Source organism: Streptococcus oralis SK304, assembly GCF_000287715.1.
Lineage (GTDB): Bacteria > Bacillota > Bacilli > Lactobacillales > Streptococcaceae > Streptococcus > Streptococcus oralis_Y.
Map to the genome: position 1 here is coordinate 61,366 of NZ_ALJN01000024.1, position 17,278 is coordinate 78,643.

Sequence of the window (17,278 nt, forward strand, 5' to 3'; positions counted from 1 at the left end):
TTTTACCTCTCAATCAGATCATAAATCTTGGTGATATTTGGTAATAAGGTCGTCACGAGTAACTGATCTCCTACCTCAAGTCTATCCTCTCCAGTAGGGAAGATTGTTTTTCCTTTTCGGATAATGGCTGCGATGAGAACCTCTTTCTTCAATTTCAGATGTGAAAGAGGTTTGGCAGTCATTTTATTAGCTTCCTTGATTTGGAATTGAAGAGTTTCAATTTGACCGTTTGCTAGATGGTGCATGGCTTGAAGGTCTGAGTATTGAGCGTTTACTCGACCACGGATAAAGTGCATAATGGTATCCACTGCAATGCTTTTGGGTGTGATGATACTTGAAAAATCAGATGCATGGATAATCTCTAAAAGGCTAGTTCGATTCACCTTGGTGATATTCTTATGGACACCAACACGGTCTAAGAACATAGAGGTAATGATGTTTTCCTCATCAACTCCAGTCAAAGTTGCAACTGCATCATAGTTGGGAGCACTTTCCTCAAGCAAGATATCTTTGGCAGTTCCATCTCCCTGTACGATATAGAGATTTGGAAATTTTTCACTGAAGAGACGAGCTCTCTCAGGATTAATCTCGATAACTTTAGTGTCAATACGGCTATCTTTTAAAATGTCAAGTAGGTAATAAGCAATTTTTCCAGCACCAACGATGAGCAAGCTTTTCACTGTACGTGATTTGAAATAGTTATGGAAAAGCATCATATCCACACGATTCCCAGTAACAAAAATTCTATCTCTATCCTGAATGGTGATATCACCGCTCGGAATCATAAGTTGATGGTCTCGTTCCATAGCGCAGACAATGATATTGCCAAATTTTTTACGAAAATCTGAGATTGGCATTTGACAGAGACCACTGGAATCTTTGACAACAAACTCCATCAGGTTGACCCTTCCCCCTGAGAACCGCTCAACTGAGAGTGCATTCGGAAAATCAATGATATTTGAGATAGCACGGGCGGCTAGGAGTTCTGGGTTAACGATAAGTGAGAATCCAAGAATATTTTTCTCTTTGAAATAGGTATTGGAGTATTCAGGATTTCGCACTCGAACGATAGTCTCTTTAGCGCCCATTTTTTTAGCAAGTACTGCTGAAATCATATTCACTTCATCGTGTTCCGTTAGAGCGATAAAGATATCACACTCTTGAACGCCGGCTTGCTCTAAGATAGCAAAGTCTGCTCCATTTCCAAGGAGTCCCATGATATCAAAGCGACTGACAATATGATTGAGAACAGCCTCATCTTGTTCGATGAGGACAACGTCGTGTTTTTCTGCAACCAGTGAACGACAGAGGGCGAAACCGACTTTCCCTCCACCAACAAGGACAATTTTCATATAAAAACCCTACTTTTTCATGATGTAACTATCATACCCTTTTTTCGCAAAAAATGCACTTGCCAAGGCATTTTAGAGGATAAGAAAAGCCTTTTTTTAAGTGTTTAAAGATAAAATCGGTCACCTTTCATAGAAATGTCTATCATATGAAATGATTTCGCTCATTTAATATCCTTTCTCAGAAAAAGAATGACTAAGTATGGAAATATTATCAAAAAAAGTAAAAAAATCAAGTCATTTCTATTGACAATGATTCTGAAAGTGTTATACTAAGAAAGTAGCTTCGCTGATTTACTTCAAACCTGTTGTGAGGTAAGTTAACGATGCCTTAACCACGCTGTTTGCTGAGCTTGACTCCGGGCAGTGTGGCTATTTTTTTGCAATGGTGAAAGGAAGCAAGTCATGACAAATCACATTGTATTATTTGAACCTCAGATTCCACAAAATACTGGTAACATCGCGCGTACCTGTGCTGCGACCAATTCTCCCCTCCACATCATCAAGCCAATGGGCTTTCCCATTGATGACCGCAAGATGAAGCGAGCAGGTTTGGATTATTGGGATAAGTTAGAGATTCATTTTTATGATAACTTGGCAGATTTTATGTCTCAGATGAAAGGACAAGTTTACCTGATTTCGAAATTTGCTGAAAAAGTTTATTCTGAGGCAGATTTAGCAAGCGATGAGGACCACTATTTTCTCTTTGGACGTGAGGATAAGGGTTTGCCAGAGGACTTTATGCGAGAACATCCTGAGAAAGCTCTCCGTATCCCTATGAATGATGAGCATGTTCGCAGTCTCAATGTTTCCAATACGGTCTGTATGATTGTCTATGAGGCTCTTCGCCAGCAACATTTTGCCGGTTTGGAGCTTGTTCACACTTATGAAGCAGATAAATTGAAATAAACAAAATGCTTGCGCTTGCAAGCGTTTTTTGTTATGATAAAAAGGTCTTCAGGGCAGGGTGAGATTCCCGACCGGCGGTAAATTTGACTAGCTATTTTAGCTTTCTCGTCGTTGTCTTGTCTCGATATACTTTAAGTATTATCTTCGACTGCGACGCCTAGATAAATCTAAAATATCTTAGCCAAATAAGTCCGCGAGCGCAAGCTGATGTGGTGCGATTCCACAACCGACAGTATAGTCTGGATGGGAGAAGACGAAAGAATAGCTTTGTCTGTTCGGATGAGTTTATAGATAAATTGCAACCGCTTACTCAAAAGAGTGAGGGGGAACTTTTGAGATATAAAAAGTGAGAATAGATAGAGGGATCCTTTCCAACTTCTTCTGATTTTATAGAAAATTGGAGGAACCTGTTATGACAAACACACGTCGACTTTCGACCATTGCGATTTTATCAGCCATCTCATTTGTGCTGATGTACTTTGACTTTCCGCTTTTACCAGCGGCGTCCTTCCTCAAGATCGAATTTAGTATCTTGCCAATCCTTGTGGGCTTGGTAGTGATGGACTTGCCTGCTGCCCTCGGAATTCTCTTGCTTCGCTCACTCTTGAAATTGCTTCTGAACAGTCAGGGAGTGAATACCTACATTGGGTTGCCAATGAATATCGTAGCTCTGGGAGTTTTTGTGATCGCCTTTGGTTTGATTTGGAAAAAGGAACGGACAACCCTTCGTTTCCTACTAGCATCTCTAGCGGGAACTATTGGATTGACTGCGGCTATGTTGGTTCTCAACTATGTCTATGCTGTTCCTTTGTACGCGAAGTTTGCCAACTTTGATATTGAAAAAATTATGGGACTTTCCAACTACCTCATGACCATGGTATTGCCTTTTAACTTGATTGAGGGTGTAATCTTTGCCATTTCATTCTGGTTGCTATACGTCCTCTTGAAACCCACCTTAAAACATTATGAGAGATAAACAAACATTTTTAATGAAGGGCAGTTTTGCCCTTTTACTTTTCGTCCTTCTTGGCTATATGGTTAAGTTCTATCCTGAAACGCTGGTCGGTTTTGATCAACCGATTCAGACTGCCCTTCGTGGGGACTTGCCAGATTATTTGACAGTTCTGTTCCGTGCTCTTACGCATTTGATTGATATCCCAGTAATCATCACCTGGGTTGCCATTGCAGCCTTTATCTTTTATCGTAAGCAGTGGAAGATAGAAAGCTTCTTCATGCTGGGGAATCTGGCCTTGGCAGGTCTTTTAATCGTGACCTTTAAAAATATCTACCAGCGCCCACGACCAGCTATTTTACACCTGGTTGAGGAGAAGGGATTTTCCTTCCCAAGTGGCCATTCTCTGGCTGTAACTTTGATGGTAGGCACTTTGATTGTCATTCTCAGTCAACGGATTAAAGATCCAGTCTGGAGAAAAATCGTGCAAATCCTGTTAGCTCTATATCTGGCTAGTGTGCTGGTATCAAGGGTCTATCTGGGAGTTCACTATCCATCAGACGTCCTTGCCAGTCTCTGTGTGGGCTTGGGAGTCCTGTTTATCGAGTTTCCTTTCTATGATAAGCTCCGCTTCCAATGGCGATTTAAAGGCAAGCAGAAGTGAGATAGGTCTTGCAAGAATGGTAAAAATCTGATAAACTAAGTAGTAATTGAATAGAAATCTGCAAGACTAGTAACTCAAGGGAAGTGAGACAGGGAGAAAGGACGTGACTGAAAGCCTTTTGCATGGAAGCTGAGCGAATTCACTTGCGCATGGATTTAGAAATGAAGGTCTGACTTGTCAGATGAAAACGGATGGTACCGCGTGTCAACGCTCCGAGTGGAGTTTTTGACATGTGGTTTTCTTTTTATCTACGAGCGACTGATGGAGGAATTATGTCAACTATTGAAGAACAATTAAAAGCGCTTCGCGAAGAAACGCTGGCTAGCTTGAAGCAGATTACTGCTGAAAATGAAAAAGAGATGCAAGAATTGCGTGTCTCTGTCCTTGGGAAAAAAGGTTCACTGACTGAAATCCTTAAAGGGATGAAGGATGTATCGGCTGAAATGCGCCCTGTCATCGGGAAACACGTCAATGAAGCTCGTGATGTCTTGACAGCAGCCTTTGAGGAAACAGCGAAACTCTTGGAAGAAAAGAAAGTCGCAGCTCAACTGGCTAGCGAGAGTATCGATGTGACACTTCCAGGTCGTCCGGTAGCTACTGGTCACCGTCACGTTCTCACACAAACCAGTGAGGAAATTGAAGATATTTTCATCGGTATGGGTTACCAAGTCGTGGATGGTTTTGAAGTGGAGCAAGACTACTATAACTTCGAGCGTATGAACCTTCCAAAAGATCACCCAGCTCGTGATATGCAGGATACTTTCTACATCACAGAAGAAATCTTGCTTCGTACTCACACGTCTCCAGTTCAGGCGCGTGCTATGGATGCTCATGATTTTTCAAAAGGTCCTTTGAAAATGATCTCACCAGGGCGTGTCTTCCGTCGTGATACGGACGATGCGACCCACAGCCACCAATTCCATCAAATCGAAGGTTTGGTTGTCGGGAAGAACATCTCTATGGCTGACCTTCAAGGTACGCTTCAACTGATCATTCAAAAAATGTTTGGTGAAGAGCGTCAAATTCGTTTGCGTCCATCTTACTTCCCATTCACAGAGCCATCTGTTGAGGTGGATGTTTCCTGCTTCAAGTGTGGTGGAGAAGGCTGTAACGTATGTAAGAAAACGGGTTGGATCGAAATTATGGGCGCCGGTATGGTTCACCCACGGGTCCTTGAGATGAGTGGTATTGATGCAACTGTTTACTCTGGTTTTGCCTTTGGTCTCGGACAAGAACGTGTAGCCATGCTCCGTTACGGAATCAACGATATCCGTGGCTTCTACCAAGGAGATGTCCGCTTTTCAGAACAATTTAAATAAGATTGAAACGCGAGGATATTTTATGATTTCGGAACAAAACTATAACAAACTTTTAGAGAAGTTTGGTGATATATCTTCATTTGCGATTTATAAAGAATCTAAAAATAATGATAAAGCAACATCTGAAAATATATCCTATGAAGAAGCTATTGAAAATCATCAAAAAGACTACATAAATCCTTCTAATATAATACTTATGGTAAACCCCTCTGCTAAAAGAGAACAATCCCCTGATAGTAATTTTTCTTCATTTCATCATTCAAATATTAATGATCGTCATTTAAGATTCTTAACTATGAAAACAAGTACATTTTGGAGGAATCTATACGGATCATATGTAACTGATCTATTTTCTGATGTTGTCGAATCTGTAATGGATAATTTAATTTCGGCAGTAAAGGATGATAATAAAAAGGACTACAGAAAACAATCGTATAAAAAATTAATCGAACAATTAGAAATATTGTCCCAGGATTCAAAAGAAGAAAAGTTAAATATATATGTTTGTGGTGCTTTGTCGAAGAGTAAGCGTAAAGATTTTATTTTTTTTATAGAAGAATTAATAGAAGAAATTTCAGAAAACTCAGATTCAAATATTGAACTTAGTTTTTATGCTGTTTATCATCCTGGTTATCAAAATTTAAAAAAATTAATTCAAGGTGGTTGTGAAAAAATAGTTAAGCATTCTATGAAGGTTGAATGAAATAGTTCTTAATTGGGAAGTTAAGTTTTACTATTTAAATGTAACTTTATAGAAAGAGTTTGTTCACAGAGTTGTGGCTAAAAACTTTTATTCTATAGAGATGGTAAGAGATAAGAGCTCTTCCTAAGACAGCCTCGGGCTGGAAAACACAAAATGAAAGGATCTAAACGAGGGCCAAAAGAAATCTAGGAAAGTCATCTAGATTTCAGCATAGCCCTTGGTATCTTACATATGTTAGTTAGTTATAAATGGTTAAAAGAGTTGGTGGACGTTGATGTGCCATCACAAGAGTTGGCTGAAAAAATGTCAACCACAGGGATCGAGGTAGAAGGTGTCGAATCACCTGCTGCCGGTCTCTCAAAAATTGTCGTCGGTGAGGTCTTGTCTTGCGAAGATGTGCCAGAAACTCATCTCCATGTTTGTCAGGTTAACATTGGTGAAGAAGAAGCCCGTCAAATTGTCTGTGGTGCCCCAAATGTGCGTGCAGGTATCAAGGTCATGGTGGCACTTCCGGGAGCTCGTATCGCTGATAATTACAAGATCAAAAAAGGGAAAATCCGTGGCTTGGAGTCACTTGGAATGATTTGTTCACTTGGTGAATTAGGCATTTCTGACTCCGTTGTACCTAAGGAATTTGCAGATGGTATCCAAATCTTGCCAGAAGATGCTGTTCCAGGCGAGGAAGTCTTCTCATATCTGGACTTGGATGATGAAATCATCGAACTTTCCATCACTCCAAACCGTGCGGACGCCCTTTCTATGCGTGGGGTAGCGCACGAAGTGGCAGCCATCTATGACAAGGCGGTCAGCTTTAAAGAATTTACTCTTTCAGAAACAGACCAAGTTGCGGCAGATGCCCTTTCTGTCAGCATTGACACAAACAAGGCGCCTTACTATGCCGCTCGTATCTTGGACAATGTGACAATCGCACCAAGTCCACAGTGGTTGCAAAACCTCCTCATGAACGAAGGTATCCGTCCTATCAACAACGTAGTGGATGTGACAAATTACATCCTACTCTACTTTGGTCAACCTATGCATGCCTTTGACTTGGATACCTTTGAAGGGACTGACATCCGTGTACGTGAAGCGCGTGCTGGTGAAAAATTGGTGACCTTGGATGGGGAAGAACGTGAGTTGGAAGCAAGTGACCTCGTGATTACTGTTGCTGACAAACCAGTAGCCCTTGCAGGTGTCATGGGTGGTCAAGCAACAGAAATCTCTGAAAAATCTAGTCGTGTTGTCCTTGAAGCAGCTGTTTTCAATGGCAAATCTATCCGTAAGACCAGCGGTCGCCTCAACCTTCGTTCAGAGTCTTCTTCTCGTTTTGAAAAAGGCATTAATGTGGCAACCGTTAATGAAGCCCTTGATGCGGCGGCAAGTATGATTGCGGAACTTGCAGGTGCGACGGTGCGTAAAGGCATTGTTTCAGCAGGGGAACTTGATACTTCTGATGTAGAAGTTTCTTCAACTCTTGCAGATGTCAACCGCGTCCTTGGAACGGAGCTTTCCTACGCGGATGTAGAAGATGTCTTCCGTCGTCTTGGCTTTGGTCTTTCTGGAAATGCAGACAGCTTTACCGTCAGCGTCCCACGTCGTCGTTGGGATATCACCATCGAGGCAGACCTCTTTGAAGAAATCGCTCGTATCTATGGTTATGACCGCTTGCCAACCAGCCTTCCAAAAGATGATGGTACAGCTGGTGAATTGACAGCGACACAAAAATTGCGCCGTCAAGTTCGTACTATCGCTGAAGGGGCAGGCTTGACAGAGATCATCACCTACGCTCTAACAACTCCTGAAAAAGCAGTTGAGTTTACGGCTCAACCAAGCAACCTTACAGAACTTATGTGGCCAATGACAGTAGATCGTTCCGTTCTCCGTCAAAATATGGTCTCAGGTATCCTTGATACAGTTGCCTACAACGTAGCGCGTAAGAATAAAAACTTGGCTCTTTACGAGATTGGAAAAGTCTTTGAACAAACAGGCAATCCCAAAGAAGACCTACCAAATGAAATCAACAGCTTTGCCTTTGCCTTGACAGGCTTGGTTGCAGAAAAAGACTTCCAAACAGCAGCGGTTCCAGTTGATTTCTTCTATGCTAAGGGAATCCTGGAAGCCCTCTTTGCTCGTTTGGGACTCCAAGTAACTTATACGGCAACAGCTGAAATTGCTAGCCTTCACCCAGGACGTACAGCTGTGATTTCACTCGGTGACCAAGTTCTTGGTTTCCTTGGCCAAGTACATCCAGTCACTGCTAAGGCTTACGATATCCCAGAAACCTATGTAGCGGAGCTCAACCTTTCAGCTATCGAAGCTGCGCTCCAACCGGCTGCTCCATTTGTTGAAATTACCAAATTCCCAGCAGTTAGCCGTGATATTGCTCTACTTCTCAAGGCAGAAATTAGCCATCAAGAAGTTGTAGACGCAATCCAAGCTGCAGGTGTGAAACGATTGACAGACATCAAACTCTTTGACGTCTTCTCAGGTGAAAAATTGGGACTTGGCATGAAGTCAATGGCTTATAGCCTAACCTTCCAAAATCCAGAAGAGAGCTTGACAGACGAAGAAGTCGCACGCTATATGGAAAAAATCCAAGCTTCTCTCGAAGAAAAAGTCCATGCAGAAGTGCGTTAACTCATCAATCCATCCTTCGGGGTGGATTTTTAGTTTCAAGAAGACAGTTCAGGATCAAAAATGAACAATTGGGGAGTAAAAGCCCTCAGCTATACTTTATTGGGTTATAATTGATCTATCACTTGGGTACTCAAAAATCTTAGAGAGTTTAGTTTTTAAGGAAGGATGAACAAGATAAAAATGTACATAAATCCTTGTAAAGGCTATCAAAAAGGAGTATAATAAGTGCAACATATTTCGGAGGTGGAAGATGCTAGAAGTAAGAAATCTAGAGAAAAGTTTCGGTTCCAAGCAAGTCTTGTTTGGTGTAGATTTTCAGGCAAGTCCAGGACGGATTCTGGGGCTGGTCGGGAAAAATGGTTCTGGGAAAACAACGATTTTCCACAGTATTTTGAAATTTTTAGACTATCAAGGAGAGATCAGTCTGGATGGACAGGAGATTCGCCAGGAAACCTATGCTCGAATTGGTTATCTGCCTGAGGAACGCAGTCTTATGCCCAAGTTGACAGTTCTTGAGCAAGTTCGCTACCTGGCTACTCTAAAAGGCATGGATGCTAAGGAGGTCAAGGAAAAACTCCCTCAATGGATGGAAAAACTGGAAGTTAAGGGGAAATTGACTGACAAAATTAAGAGTCTCTCAAAAGGAAATCAGCAGAAAATCCAGTTGATTATCACCCTAATCCATGAACCGGACTTGATTATCCTGGATGAGCCCTTTAGTGGTCTGGATCCAGTCAATACCGAGTTGCTCAAGCAGGTCATCTTAAAAGAAAAAGAGCGTGGTGCGACCATTATCTTTTCAGACCATGTCATGACCAATGTCGAGGAGCTTTGCGATGATATTCTCATGATTCGAGATGGGCGTGTGGTCTTGCATGGACCAGTCCAAGAAGTTCGCAATCAATACGGTAAAACGCGTCTCTTTGTTTCAAGTGAACGAAGCAAGGAAGAACTGGAAAGTCTTCCTCATGTCAAACAGGTGAGCTTGACCAAGCAAGGCAGTTGGAAATTGATCTTAGATGATGAGAGCGCTGGAAGGGAACTCTTCCCAATCCTCACTCAAGGTCAATACATCGCGACCTTTGACCAACAAGCTCCAACAATCGATGAAATCTTTAAACTAGAATCAGGGGTGGAAGTATGAGAAATATGTGGGTAGTTATTAAAGAAACTTATCTGCGACATGTCAAGTCCTGGAGTTTCTTCTTTATGGTGATTTCGCCGTTCCTCTTTTTAGGTTTGTCTGTAGGAATCGGATATCTCCAAAATTCTTCGATGGCTAAAAATAGCAAGGTAGCAGTGGTGACAACTGTACCATCTGTAACAGAAGGGCTCAAGGGTACCAATGGGATTAACTTTGACTATCAGGATGAAGCCAGTGCCCAAGCCGCCATCAAGGATGAAAAAATCAAGGGTTATCTAACTATTGATCAAGAGGACAGTGTCCTCAAAGCTGTTTACCATGGTGAAACTTCGCTTGAAACAGGTATCAAGCTAGCAGTAACCAATAAACTCAATGAACTTCAATACCAACTCAATCGCTCGGTAGCTAATTTGTCTCAAGAACAGGAAAAACTCCTGGCTCAGACTGTTGACTTTACTGAGAAGATTGACGAATCCAAAGAAAATAAAAAGATGGTCCAAACCATTGCGGCTGCAGGTCTCGGTTTCTTCCTTTATATGATTTTGATTACCTATGCTAGTGTCACTGCTCAGGAAGTGGCTAGTGAAAAAGGAACCAAAATCATGGAAGTGGTCTTCTCTAGTATCCGAGCTAGCCATTATTTCTACGCTCGCATGATTGCCTTGCTTCTTGTGATTTTGACTCATGTTGGGATTTACGTAGTGGGTGGAGTTGCTGCGCTACTTCTCTTCAAAGATCTCCCTATCTTGGCCCAGTCTGGTATTTTAAACCACTTGGGAGAGGCCTTCTCGCTCAATACTTTATTGTTTGTCTTAGTGAGCCTCTTTATGTATGTTGTTTTGGCAGCCTTTCTAGGTTCCATGGTTTCTAGGCCTGAGGATTCAGGAAAGGCCTTGTCGCCATTGATGATTTTGATTATAGCCGGATTTGTCGGTGTAACCTCTCTAGGTGCTGCTGGTGACAATTTGGTTCTGAAAATTGGGTCTTACATTCCCTTTATTTCGACCTTCTTTATGCCATTTAGAGCCATTAATGGGTATGCAAGTGATTTAGAGTCCTGGATTTCATTAGCGATTACAGTCGTTTTTGCAGTGACTGCAACGGTCTTTATCGGCCGCATGTATGCCAGCCTAGTCCTTCAGACAGATGACCTAGGCTTATGGAAAAGCTTTAAACGTGCCTTAGCTTACAAATAGGAGAGCCTCGCGAAAGCGAGGTTTTTCTAGATGTTAAACACTGAAATCGGCAAAAATATTTTTCATATCTATTGACTTTTAGTAGTAAAATTTGGTATGATAGTAGACGGTATTGTTTACCCCATTTGTAAGGCCCCGGAACCTTTCAAATACCCCGCGGACCGGAACATCCGCCCTGTAAACAAAAACGATATTCATATAGGAGAAATCATGAACAAAACTACATTCATGGCTAAACCAGGCCAAGTAGAACGCAAATGGTACGTTGTTGACGCAACTGATGTACCTCTTGGACGCCTTTCAGCAGTTGTTGCTAGCGTACTTCGCGGAAAAAACAAACCAACATTCACACCACACACTGATACAGGTGACTTCGTAATCGTTATCAATGCTGAAAAAGTTAAATTGACTGGTAAAAAAGCAACTGATAAGATTTACTACACTCACTCAAACCACCCAGGTGGATTGAAACAAATCTCTGCTGGTGAACTTCGTTCTAAAAATGCAGTACGTTTGATCGAAAAATCAGTTAAAGGTATGCTTCCACACAATACTCTTGGCCGCGCTCAAGGTATGAAATTGAAAGTATTCGTTGGAGCTGAGCACACTCACGCTGCACAACAACCAGAAGTTCTTGATATTTCAGGACTTATCTAAGGAAAGGAACAATAAAGTATGTCACAAGCACAATATGCAGGTACTGGACGTCGTAAAAACGCTGTTGCACGCGTTCGCCTTGTTCCAGGAACTGGTAAAATCACTGTTAACAAAAAAGATGTTGAAGAGTACATCCCACACGCTGACCTTCGTCTTGTTATCAACCAACCATTCGCAGTTACTTCAACTGTAGGTTCATACGACGTTTTCGTTAACGTTGTAGGTGGTGGATACGCTGGCCAAGCAGGAGCTATCCGTCACGGTATCGCTCGTGCCCTTCTTCAAGTAGACCCAGACTTCCGCTATTCATTGAAACGCGCAGGACTTCTTACACGTGACTCACGTAAAGTTGAACGTAAGAAACCAGGTCTTAAGAAAGCTCGTAAAGCATCACAATTTAGTAAACGTTAATCAATACGATTATATCAACGTTTCAAAGCACTCAAGAGTTTACCTCATGAGTGCTTTTTTCGTGTTTTTTTGAAAAGTTTACCTCAAAGTTCACCTCATTTTTACCTTATTGTTTTAGAGACTTTAAAGCAAATTCACCAACTGCCATAGGAACTACATTAGAAGTATTGACATAAGTATTAGTCGTAATTGTATCACTATGGGTGAGTGCTTCAGAAATTTCTTCAAGCGAAACTCCAGCTTGTTTTACTGGTGTGGCGCTTGAACATTATGCTTATCCATAGTATTTTGTGTTATAATGTAGAAACTATACAGAAAATAAAAGAATCTCTTTAAATTCTGTAAATTTCACTTTGTGTAAACATGAGAAAATTTGAGTGTGGATAATGATGGGAGAGGATTTGTAATGATCAGTTTAGAGCTGTTGTCTGAAGAAAATAGTCTAGACGTCTATTCTTTTGAAAAAGAAAATCGAGAGTATTTTGAACGAAATTTACCTCCTAGACCAGCTAACTATTTTGATTTAGAAGGTTTTAAAGAAATTACAAGGGAATTGTTAACGGAACAAAGGAATTGTGCTGTTTACATGCATCTTATCAGAGATTCGCAAGGCGTTATGGTCGGAAGAATCAATTTAAGTGTTTTAGAGAATGATCGAACAACAGCAGAGCTTGGGTATAGGATTGGGGAAAATGTTAGTAACTTAGGTTATGCTAGCGAAGCGGTTAAACTCGCTTTAGACAAGGCCTTTACGACTTATGGTTTCAATAGAATCATTGCAGGAACGGCAACGGGTAATCTAGCCTCTCAGAGGGTGCTTTTAAAAAATGGCTTCACCTTTAGTAGGGTTATAGAAAATGACTTACACATTCATAATGAGTGGGTTCATACAGCAGTATTTGAGATAACGAATCCATAGTATCCTCATTCCCAGTTTGCTGATAGGCCAAATGGAGTTATAATCTTTCCAGACATTCAAGAATTTACTCTTGGATGTCTTTTTTGTTCAGAATAGATAAGTGTTGTTGCTTAAACTTGATTTTCCCAGTGGACAATCGTCCACTTTTTTTATATAATAAAACTAAACCTAATTGGTTGAATTTTTAGAGCGTAAGTTCAACCGTCGATTTGTCTTTCTAAGGGAGATAATGTCCATTAAAGCATCACACTAGGAGGTGAATCATGTACCAACCAGAAAAACTCAAGGCTCGGAGAAAAGAGTTAAAATTGACACAGAAGGAAATTGCAGAGGAATTAGGGATTAGTTTTCAGGCTTACTCCGCTTGGGAACGCGGGATTAAGGAACCATCCAAGGAGAAGGTTGCTCAGCTGGAGAAGATTTTAAAAGTGGCAAAAGGCTATTTTACTCAGATTGAGATTGTTCGTCTTTACAATAGCCTCTCCAAGCAAGGGAAGGACAAGGTTGTGCTCTATGCTCGCAACCTGGCTAAAGAAGAACAAACTCAGAAAGTGACGACCATGCCAGAGCGCCTCTACGAGTACCGTGTCTATGAACGCATGTCAGCAGGGATCGGGGCGTCGGTCTACGATAATCAGGATTTTGATACGGTCTACTTTAATGAGGAGTTGGCTCATGATTTTGCTTCCTGGGTGTCTGGGGACTCCATGGAACCTAAATATCAAAATGGCTCCGTGGCTCTGATTCGAGAGACAGGATTTGACTATGACGGAGCGGTTTATGCAGTGGTTTGTAACAACCAGACCTATATCAAACGGGTCTATCGGGAGGAAGATGGCTTGCGTCTGGTCTCTATCAATCCTAAATACAAGGACATTTTCATCTCCTATGAGGAAGATCCTCGGATTGTGGGGATTATCGTTGGGAACTTTGTGCCGATGGAGGGTTAGCCCATGGGCTACTTTGATTATTCCAGAGAGCCCAAGAGTGATATTGCCTTTGTTGATATGAAATCCTTTTATGCCAGTGTCGAGTGTGTGAGAAGGGGCTTGCATCCGCTGAAGACCTCACTTTGTGTCATGAGTCGCGCGGATAATTCGACTGGCCTGATCCTAGCCTCCTCTCCCATGTTTAAGAAGATTTTTGGCAAGTCAAATGTTGGCCGGGCCTATGATCTGCCCTTTGATATCAAGACCCGCAAATTTTCCTACTATAATGCCAGAAAGCAGGGGTTGCCTACAGATTCAGACTATGTGCGCTATATTGAAGATTGGGCTCAGGTGACTTTGGTTGTGCCACCTAGGATGGATGAATACATAGCGGTCAATATGGAAATCCAGCGAATCTTTCAAAATTATGGCAGTCCAGATGATATTTATCCCTACTCTATCGATGAGGGCTTTATTGATCTGACTAGTTCGCTCAACTATTTCATCCCAGACAAGAGTCTCTCTCGCAAAGACAAGCTAGATATGCTTTCTGCTCGTATTCAGAGGGATATTTGGAGGCAGACAGGGATCTACTCTACAGTGGGTATGTCCAATGCCAATCCCTTACTGGCCAAGTTGGCTCTGGATAATGAGGCCAAGCACACCCCGACCATGAGGGCCAATTGGTCTTATCAGGATGTGGAAGAGAAAGTCTGGGCCATTTCCGAGATGACGGACTTTTGGGGGATTGGCAGGCGGATGGAGAAACGCTTGCATGCTCTGGGGATTTTTTCCATCAAGGAATTGGCCACCAGCAATCCAGACCAGCTAAAGAAAGCTCTGGGTCAGGCTGGCCTGCGTTTGTGGTTTCATGCTAACGGGATTGATGAAAGCAATGTTCATAAGCCCTATAAAGCCAAGTCCCAGGGGTTGGGGAATTCTCAAATCTTGCCGAGAGACTACGTGAAGCTACGGGATATTGAAATTATTCTCCGAGAAATGGCAGAGCAGGTGGCTATTAGATTGAGAAGGGCGGGAAAGAAAACAACCCTTGTCTCTATCTATGTCGGTTTCTCTAAACAGGAGGTTAGGCCGTCTATTCACACACAAATGAAGGTCGAACCTACCAATAATACAGCTATCTTAACGGATTATGTTTTGAAGCTATTTCATAATAAATACACTTCTGGAGTGGTCAGAAGTGTTGGAGTCAACTATTCAGGATTTGTAGACGAGTCCTTTGGTTTGATCTCTCTCTTTGATGATGTTGACAAGTTAGAAAAAGAAGAAAGGCTCCAGACGGCTATTGACTCCATTCGGGAACAATTTGGTTTCACTTCTCTCTTAAAGGCCAATGCACTGGAAGAAGCCTCTAGGAGTCTTGCCAGAAGCAAGCTGATTGGTGGGCATTCTGCTGGAGGATTAGATGGATTACAATGATTGATCGTTCTTATTTACCCTTTCAATCTGCGCGTGACTATCAAGATACAGGAATGCAGAAGTGGATGGGCTTTTTCCTCTCAGAGCATACCAGCTCGCTTGGTGAAGAGAAAAATCGTGTTGATTTTTCGACGAGTTTGAATTCCGTTGAGAAGCTACTCTTGCTTTCTCAGCTTTATGTTGGGCAACTGAAGGGATGTTTTGTTGTCAAGGAAAGAAAGCAAAAAATGACGATCGTCGGTGAGGTGAGCGAATTATCACCTCAAACTCTATCTATTAGGACAAATGAGGGACATAGGCTGGTAGAGATTGTAGATGTCCTTGAAATTCGATTGTGGGAGGAGGAAGTTTATGACTAGAAAAGAGCTGTATGAAAACAAACTACAGATGGATTATTTTTCAGATAGTTATATCCGCTTTGAAGAGGATTTCCAAAAATACTCTGCCATGAATGTTCCCTTGACTTTTTTGATCGATGATATCCTACGAACCATGGCAATGAATCAGAAGAACTACTTTGTCTTAAACAAGGAAAATGCCAAGGATGGGCGGGAGCATCGCTTTTATTTTAGGGTAGTGACAGAAAAAGAGTGCCCCAGAAATCGAACCTATGCATATGCTGGACTCAAAAATAGTAGTCAGTAGATCTAGATGTGAGAGAGGGAAGTCCGATCTAGGAAAGATGGCTTATGAGCGTTAGAAAATCTCATGGTATTGGAATTCGAAACGTTATCCTTTATATGTGGAGTTCTTGCAGAAACTTATGATAGGTATTGATGATGAGATAAGAAAAGGGCCACTCTCTTTTTTAGATGAGCGTTTTTTTGAAAACGTGGTTGGATTTGAGAACAGCTATCTTTAATGATCATCTCACTTTATAGAGTCATACCAAAACATCCATGTACATTTGTGGATGTTTTTTTATTTTATAGATAGAAAAAGAGAAGACCATTTGGTCTTCTCAACGGGGGAACTGAATAATTAGAAAGAATCAATCAAAGAGGGTTATTAGTCTTTGAAATTCTTTTGGAAGATGAGGAGAGACAAGATTGAAGTAATGGCTGCCAAGAAGAGGAAGGCAGTTGCTTCTTGTTCCCCAGTTGCAGGGAGTTCTTTTTCCTTTTCTTCTTTGACCGTAGCTGTAACAGGAGCTTTTTCATCTTTTGCTGATGAATTATCTGTTACGGCTGGAGTCGGTTTTTCAGTCTCTCTTGGTAGAACATACTCAGGAAGAGTCACAACTGGTGGCGCTTCTGTACCAACTGAGCTTTGTTTGCTACCCACCTCAATCACTCGATCTTGAGCTGGAGTTGCTTCTGTTTGGAGAACCTTGCGATTGTCACCGTCCACTTCAACATACTCAACTAAAAGACCGTCTTTTCCTTCTGATAGAACATGCTCTTTTCCTTTGTCTAATTGTGGGTTTTCGCGACGAATAGTCTTGAACGGTACGACCTTATTGACGATTTCTAAGCTTGGAAGTGTAAAGACAAGATCTTTAACCCCTTCCTCAGGACTTGAAGAAGCGATTGGTTTCTCAGGTTGAGTCGAATTTTCAGGCTGGTCAGGTTTTTCGGTTTCAGCCGGTTTCTCAGATTGAGCCGGTTTTTCAGGTTGAACTGGTTTTTCAGGTTGAACTGGAGTCTCAGGTTGAGCAGGAGTTTCAGGCTCAGTAGGTTGTTCAGGTTGAACTGGAGTCTCAGGTTGCGCCGGTTTTTCAGGTTGCGCCGGTTTTTCAGGTTGAACTGGAGTTTCCGGTTGAGCTGGTTTTTCAGGCTGAGCAGGTTTTTCAGGTTGAGCAGGAGTTTCAGGTTGCGCCGGTTTTTCAGGCTGAGCAGGTTGTTCAGGTTGAGCTGGAGTTTCCGGTTGCGTCGGTTTCTCAGGCTGAGCTGGCTTTTCAGGTTGAGCCGGTTTTTCAGGTTGAGCCGGTTTTTCAGGCTCAGCAGGTTTCTCAGGTTCAGCAGGTTTCTCAGGTTGAACTGGTTTTTCAGGCTGAACTGGAGTTTCCGGTTGCGCTGGTTTTTCAGGTTGAGCAGGTTTTTCAGGTTG

General features: G+C 41.9%; 17 protein-coding genes, 1 pseudogene and 1 riboswitch. Of the genes and pseudogenes, 15 read left to right on the forward strand and 3 right to left on the reverse strand.

All coding sequences use genetic code 11. The features are described 5' to 3' along the window. Positions 1-2 precede the first annotated feature (2 nt). Positions 3-1,352: a Trk system potassium transporter TrkA gene (gene trkA / locus HMPREF1125_RS12300; protein ID WP_000706806.1), complete on the reverse strand. Its 1,350-nt coding sequence runs from the start codon at positions 1,350-1,352 to the stop codon at positions 3-5. A 402-nt stretch (positions 1,353-1,754) separates the two neighbouring features. On the opposite strand from trkA, the gene HMPREF1125_RS12305 reads away from it, so the two are divergent. The 10 genes from HMPREF1125_RS12305 (at position 1,755) to rpsI (ending at position 11,941) form a co-directional block, all read left to right on the forward strand. Next, on the forward strand, positions 1,755-2,258 hold the full coding sequence (locus tag HMPREF1125_RS12305; RefSeq protein WP_000181359.1) for a tRNA (cytidine(34)-2'-O)-methyltransferase: 504 nt from the start codon (positions 1,755-1,757) through the stop codon (positions 2,256-2,258). A 40-nt stretch (positions 2,259-2,298) separates the two neighbouring features. Further along, a riboswitch (FMN riboswitch) is annotated at positions 2,299-2,517 on the forward strand. A 153-nt stretch (positions 2,518-2,670) separates the two neighbouring features. Next, positions 2,671-3,234: an ECF transporter S component gene (locus tag HMPREF1125_RS12310; RefSeq protein WP_000185818.1), complete on the forward strand. Its 564-nt coding sequence runs from the start codon at positions 2,671-2,673 to the stop codon at positions 3,232-3,234. Further along, on the forward strand, positions 3,224-3,874 hold the full coding sequence (locus HMPREF1125_RS12315) for a phosphatase PAP2 family protein (RefSeq protein WP_033630753.1): 651 nt from the start codon (positions 3,224-3,226) through the stop codon (positions 3,872-3,874). The genes HMPREF1125_RS12310 and HMPREF1125_RS12315 overlap by 11 nt, the downstream gene beginning before the upstream one ends. Positions 3,875-4,146: 272 nt before the next feature. Further along, a complete protein-coding gene (gene pheS / locus HMPREF1125_RS12320; protein ID WP_000103746.1) occupies positions 4,147-5,193 on the forward strand; it encodes a phenylalanine--tRNA ligase subunit alpha in 1,047 nt (348 codons plus the stop codon). A 22-nt stretch (positions 5,194-5,215) separates the two neighbouring features. Next, the gene (locus HMPREF1125_RS12325) at positions 5,216-5,896 is read left to right on the forward strand and encodes a hypothetical protein (protein ID WP_000622618.1); all 681 of its coding nucleotides are present in this window, start codon (positions 5,216-5,218) and stop codon (positions 5,894-5,896) included. Between the two features lie 231 nt (positions 5,897-6,127). After that, entirely contained in the window at positions 6,128-8,533 is a 2,406-nt protein-coding gene (gene pheT / locus HMPREF1125_RS12330) for a phenylalanine--tRNA ligase subunit beta (RefSeq protein ID WP_000961573.1), read from the forward strand. 250 nt (positions 8,534-8,783) lie between these two features. Continuing rightward, positions 8,784-9,677, forward strand: a complete 894-nt coding sequence (locus HMPREF1125_RS12335) for an ABC transporter ATP-binding protein (protein WP_000895276.1) — start codon at positions 8,784-8,786, stop codon at positions 9,675-9,677. Continuing rightward, entirely contained in the window at positions 9,674-10,873 is a 1,200-nt protein-coding gene (locus tag HMPREF1125_RS12340; protein ID WP_001245386.1) for an ABC transporter permease, read from the forward strand. The genes HMPREF1125_RS12335 and HMPREF1125_RS12340 overlap by 4 nt, the downstream gene beginning before the upstream one ends. 210 nt (positions 10,874-11,083) lie before the next feature. Continuing rightward, complete coding sequence (rplM, locus tag HMPREF1125_RS12345) at positions 11,084-11,530, forward strand: 50S ribosomal protein L13 (protein ID WP_001044624.1); 447 nt, start codon at positions 11,084-11,086, stop codon at positions 11,528-11,530. Positions 11,531-11,548: 18 nt separating this feature from the next. After that, complete coding sequence (gene rpsI, locus HMPREF1125_RS12350) at positions 11,549-11,941, forward strand: 30S ribosomal protein S9 (RefSeq protein WP_000075970.1); 393 nt, start codon at positions 11,549-11,551, stop codon at positions 11,939-11,941. A 106-nt stretch (positions 11,942-12,047) separates the two neighbouring features. Here the strand turns inward: rpsI and HMPREF1125_RS12700 are convergent. Then, positions 12,048-12,206 (reverse strand): annotated as a pseudogene (locus tag HMPREF1125_RS12700) (site-specific integrase); the annotation flags it as partial. 141 nt (positions 12,207-12,347) lie between these two features. On the opposite strand from HMPREF1125_RS12700, the gene HMPREF1125_RS12355 reads away from it, so the two are divergent. From HMPREF1125_RS12355 to HMPREF1125_RS12375, 5 genes are all read left to right on the forward strand, one after another. After that, positions 12,348-12,860 (forward strand): GNAT family N-acetyltransferase, encoded by a 513-nt coding sequence (locus tag HMPREF1125_RS12355; protein WP_000624244.1) that lies wholly within the window; start codon positions 12,348-12,350, stop codon positions 12,858-12,860. Between the two features lie 263 nt (positions 12,861-13,123). Beyond that, a complete protein-coding gene (locus tag HMPREF1125_RS12360) occupies positions 13,124-13,810 on the forward strand; it encodes an XRE family transcriptional regulator (RefSeq protein ID WP_000284661.1) in 687 nt (228 codons plus the stop codon). Between the two features lie 3 nt (positions 13,811-13,813). Continuing rightward, positions 13,814-15,229 carry a Y-family DNA polymerase gene (locus tag HMPREF1125_RS12365; RefSeq protein ID WP_000540290.1) on the forward strand — a complete coding sequence of 472 codons (1,416 nt, stop codon included), beginning with the start codon at positions 13,814-13,816 and terminating at the stop codon, positions 15,227-15,229. Then, positions 15,226-15,588: a hypothetical protein gene (locus tag HMPREF1125_RS12370; RefSeq protein ID WP_000567219.1), complete on the forward strand. Its 363-nt coding sequence runs from the start codon at positions 15,226-15,228 to the stop codon at positions 15,586-15,588. The genes HMPREF1125_RS12365 and HMPREF1125_RS12370 overlap by 4 nt, the downstream gene beginning before the upstream one ends. Further along, positions 15,581-15,874, forward strand: a complete 294-nt coding sequence (locus HMPREF1125_RS12375; protein ID WP_000196999.1) for a DUF5960 family protein — start codon at positions 15,581-15,583, stop codon at positions 15,872-15,874. The genes HMPREF1125_RS12370 and HMPREF1125_RS12375 overlap by 8 nt, the downstream gene beginning before the upstream one ends. A gap of 363 nt (positions 15,875-16,237) precedes the next feature. On the opposite strand, the gene HMPREF1125_RS12415 is transcribed toward HMPREF1125_RS12375, so the two are convergent. Next, positions 16,238-17,278 (reverse strand): LPXTG cell wall anchor domain-containing protein (locus HMPREF1125_RS12415; RefSeq protein ID WP_000302979.1); only part of this gene is annotated, 1,041 nt, incomplete at its 5' end.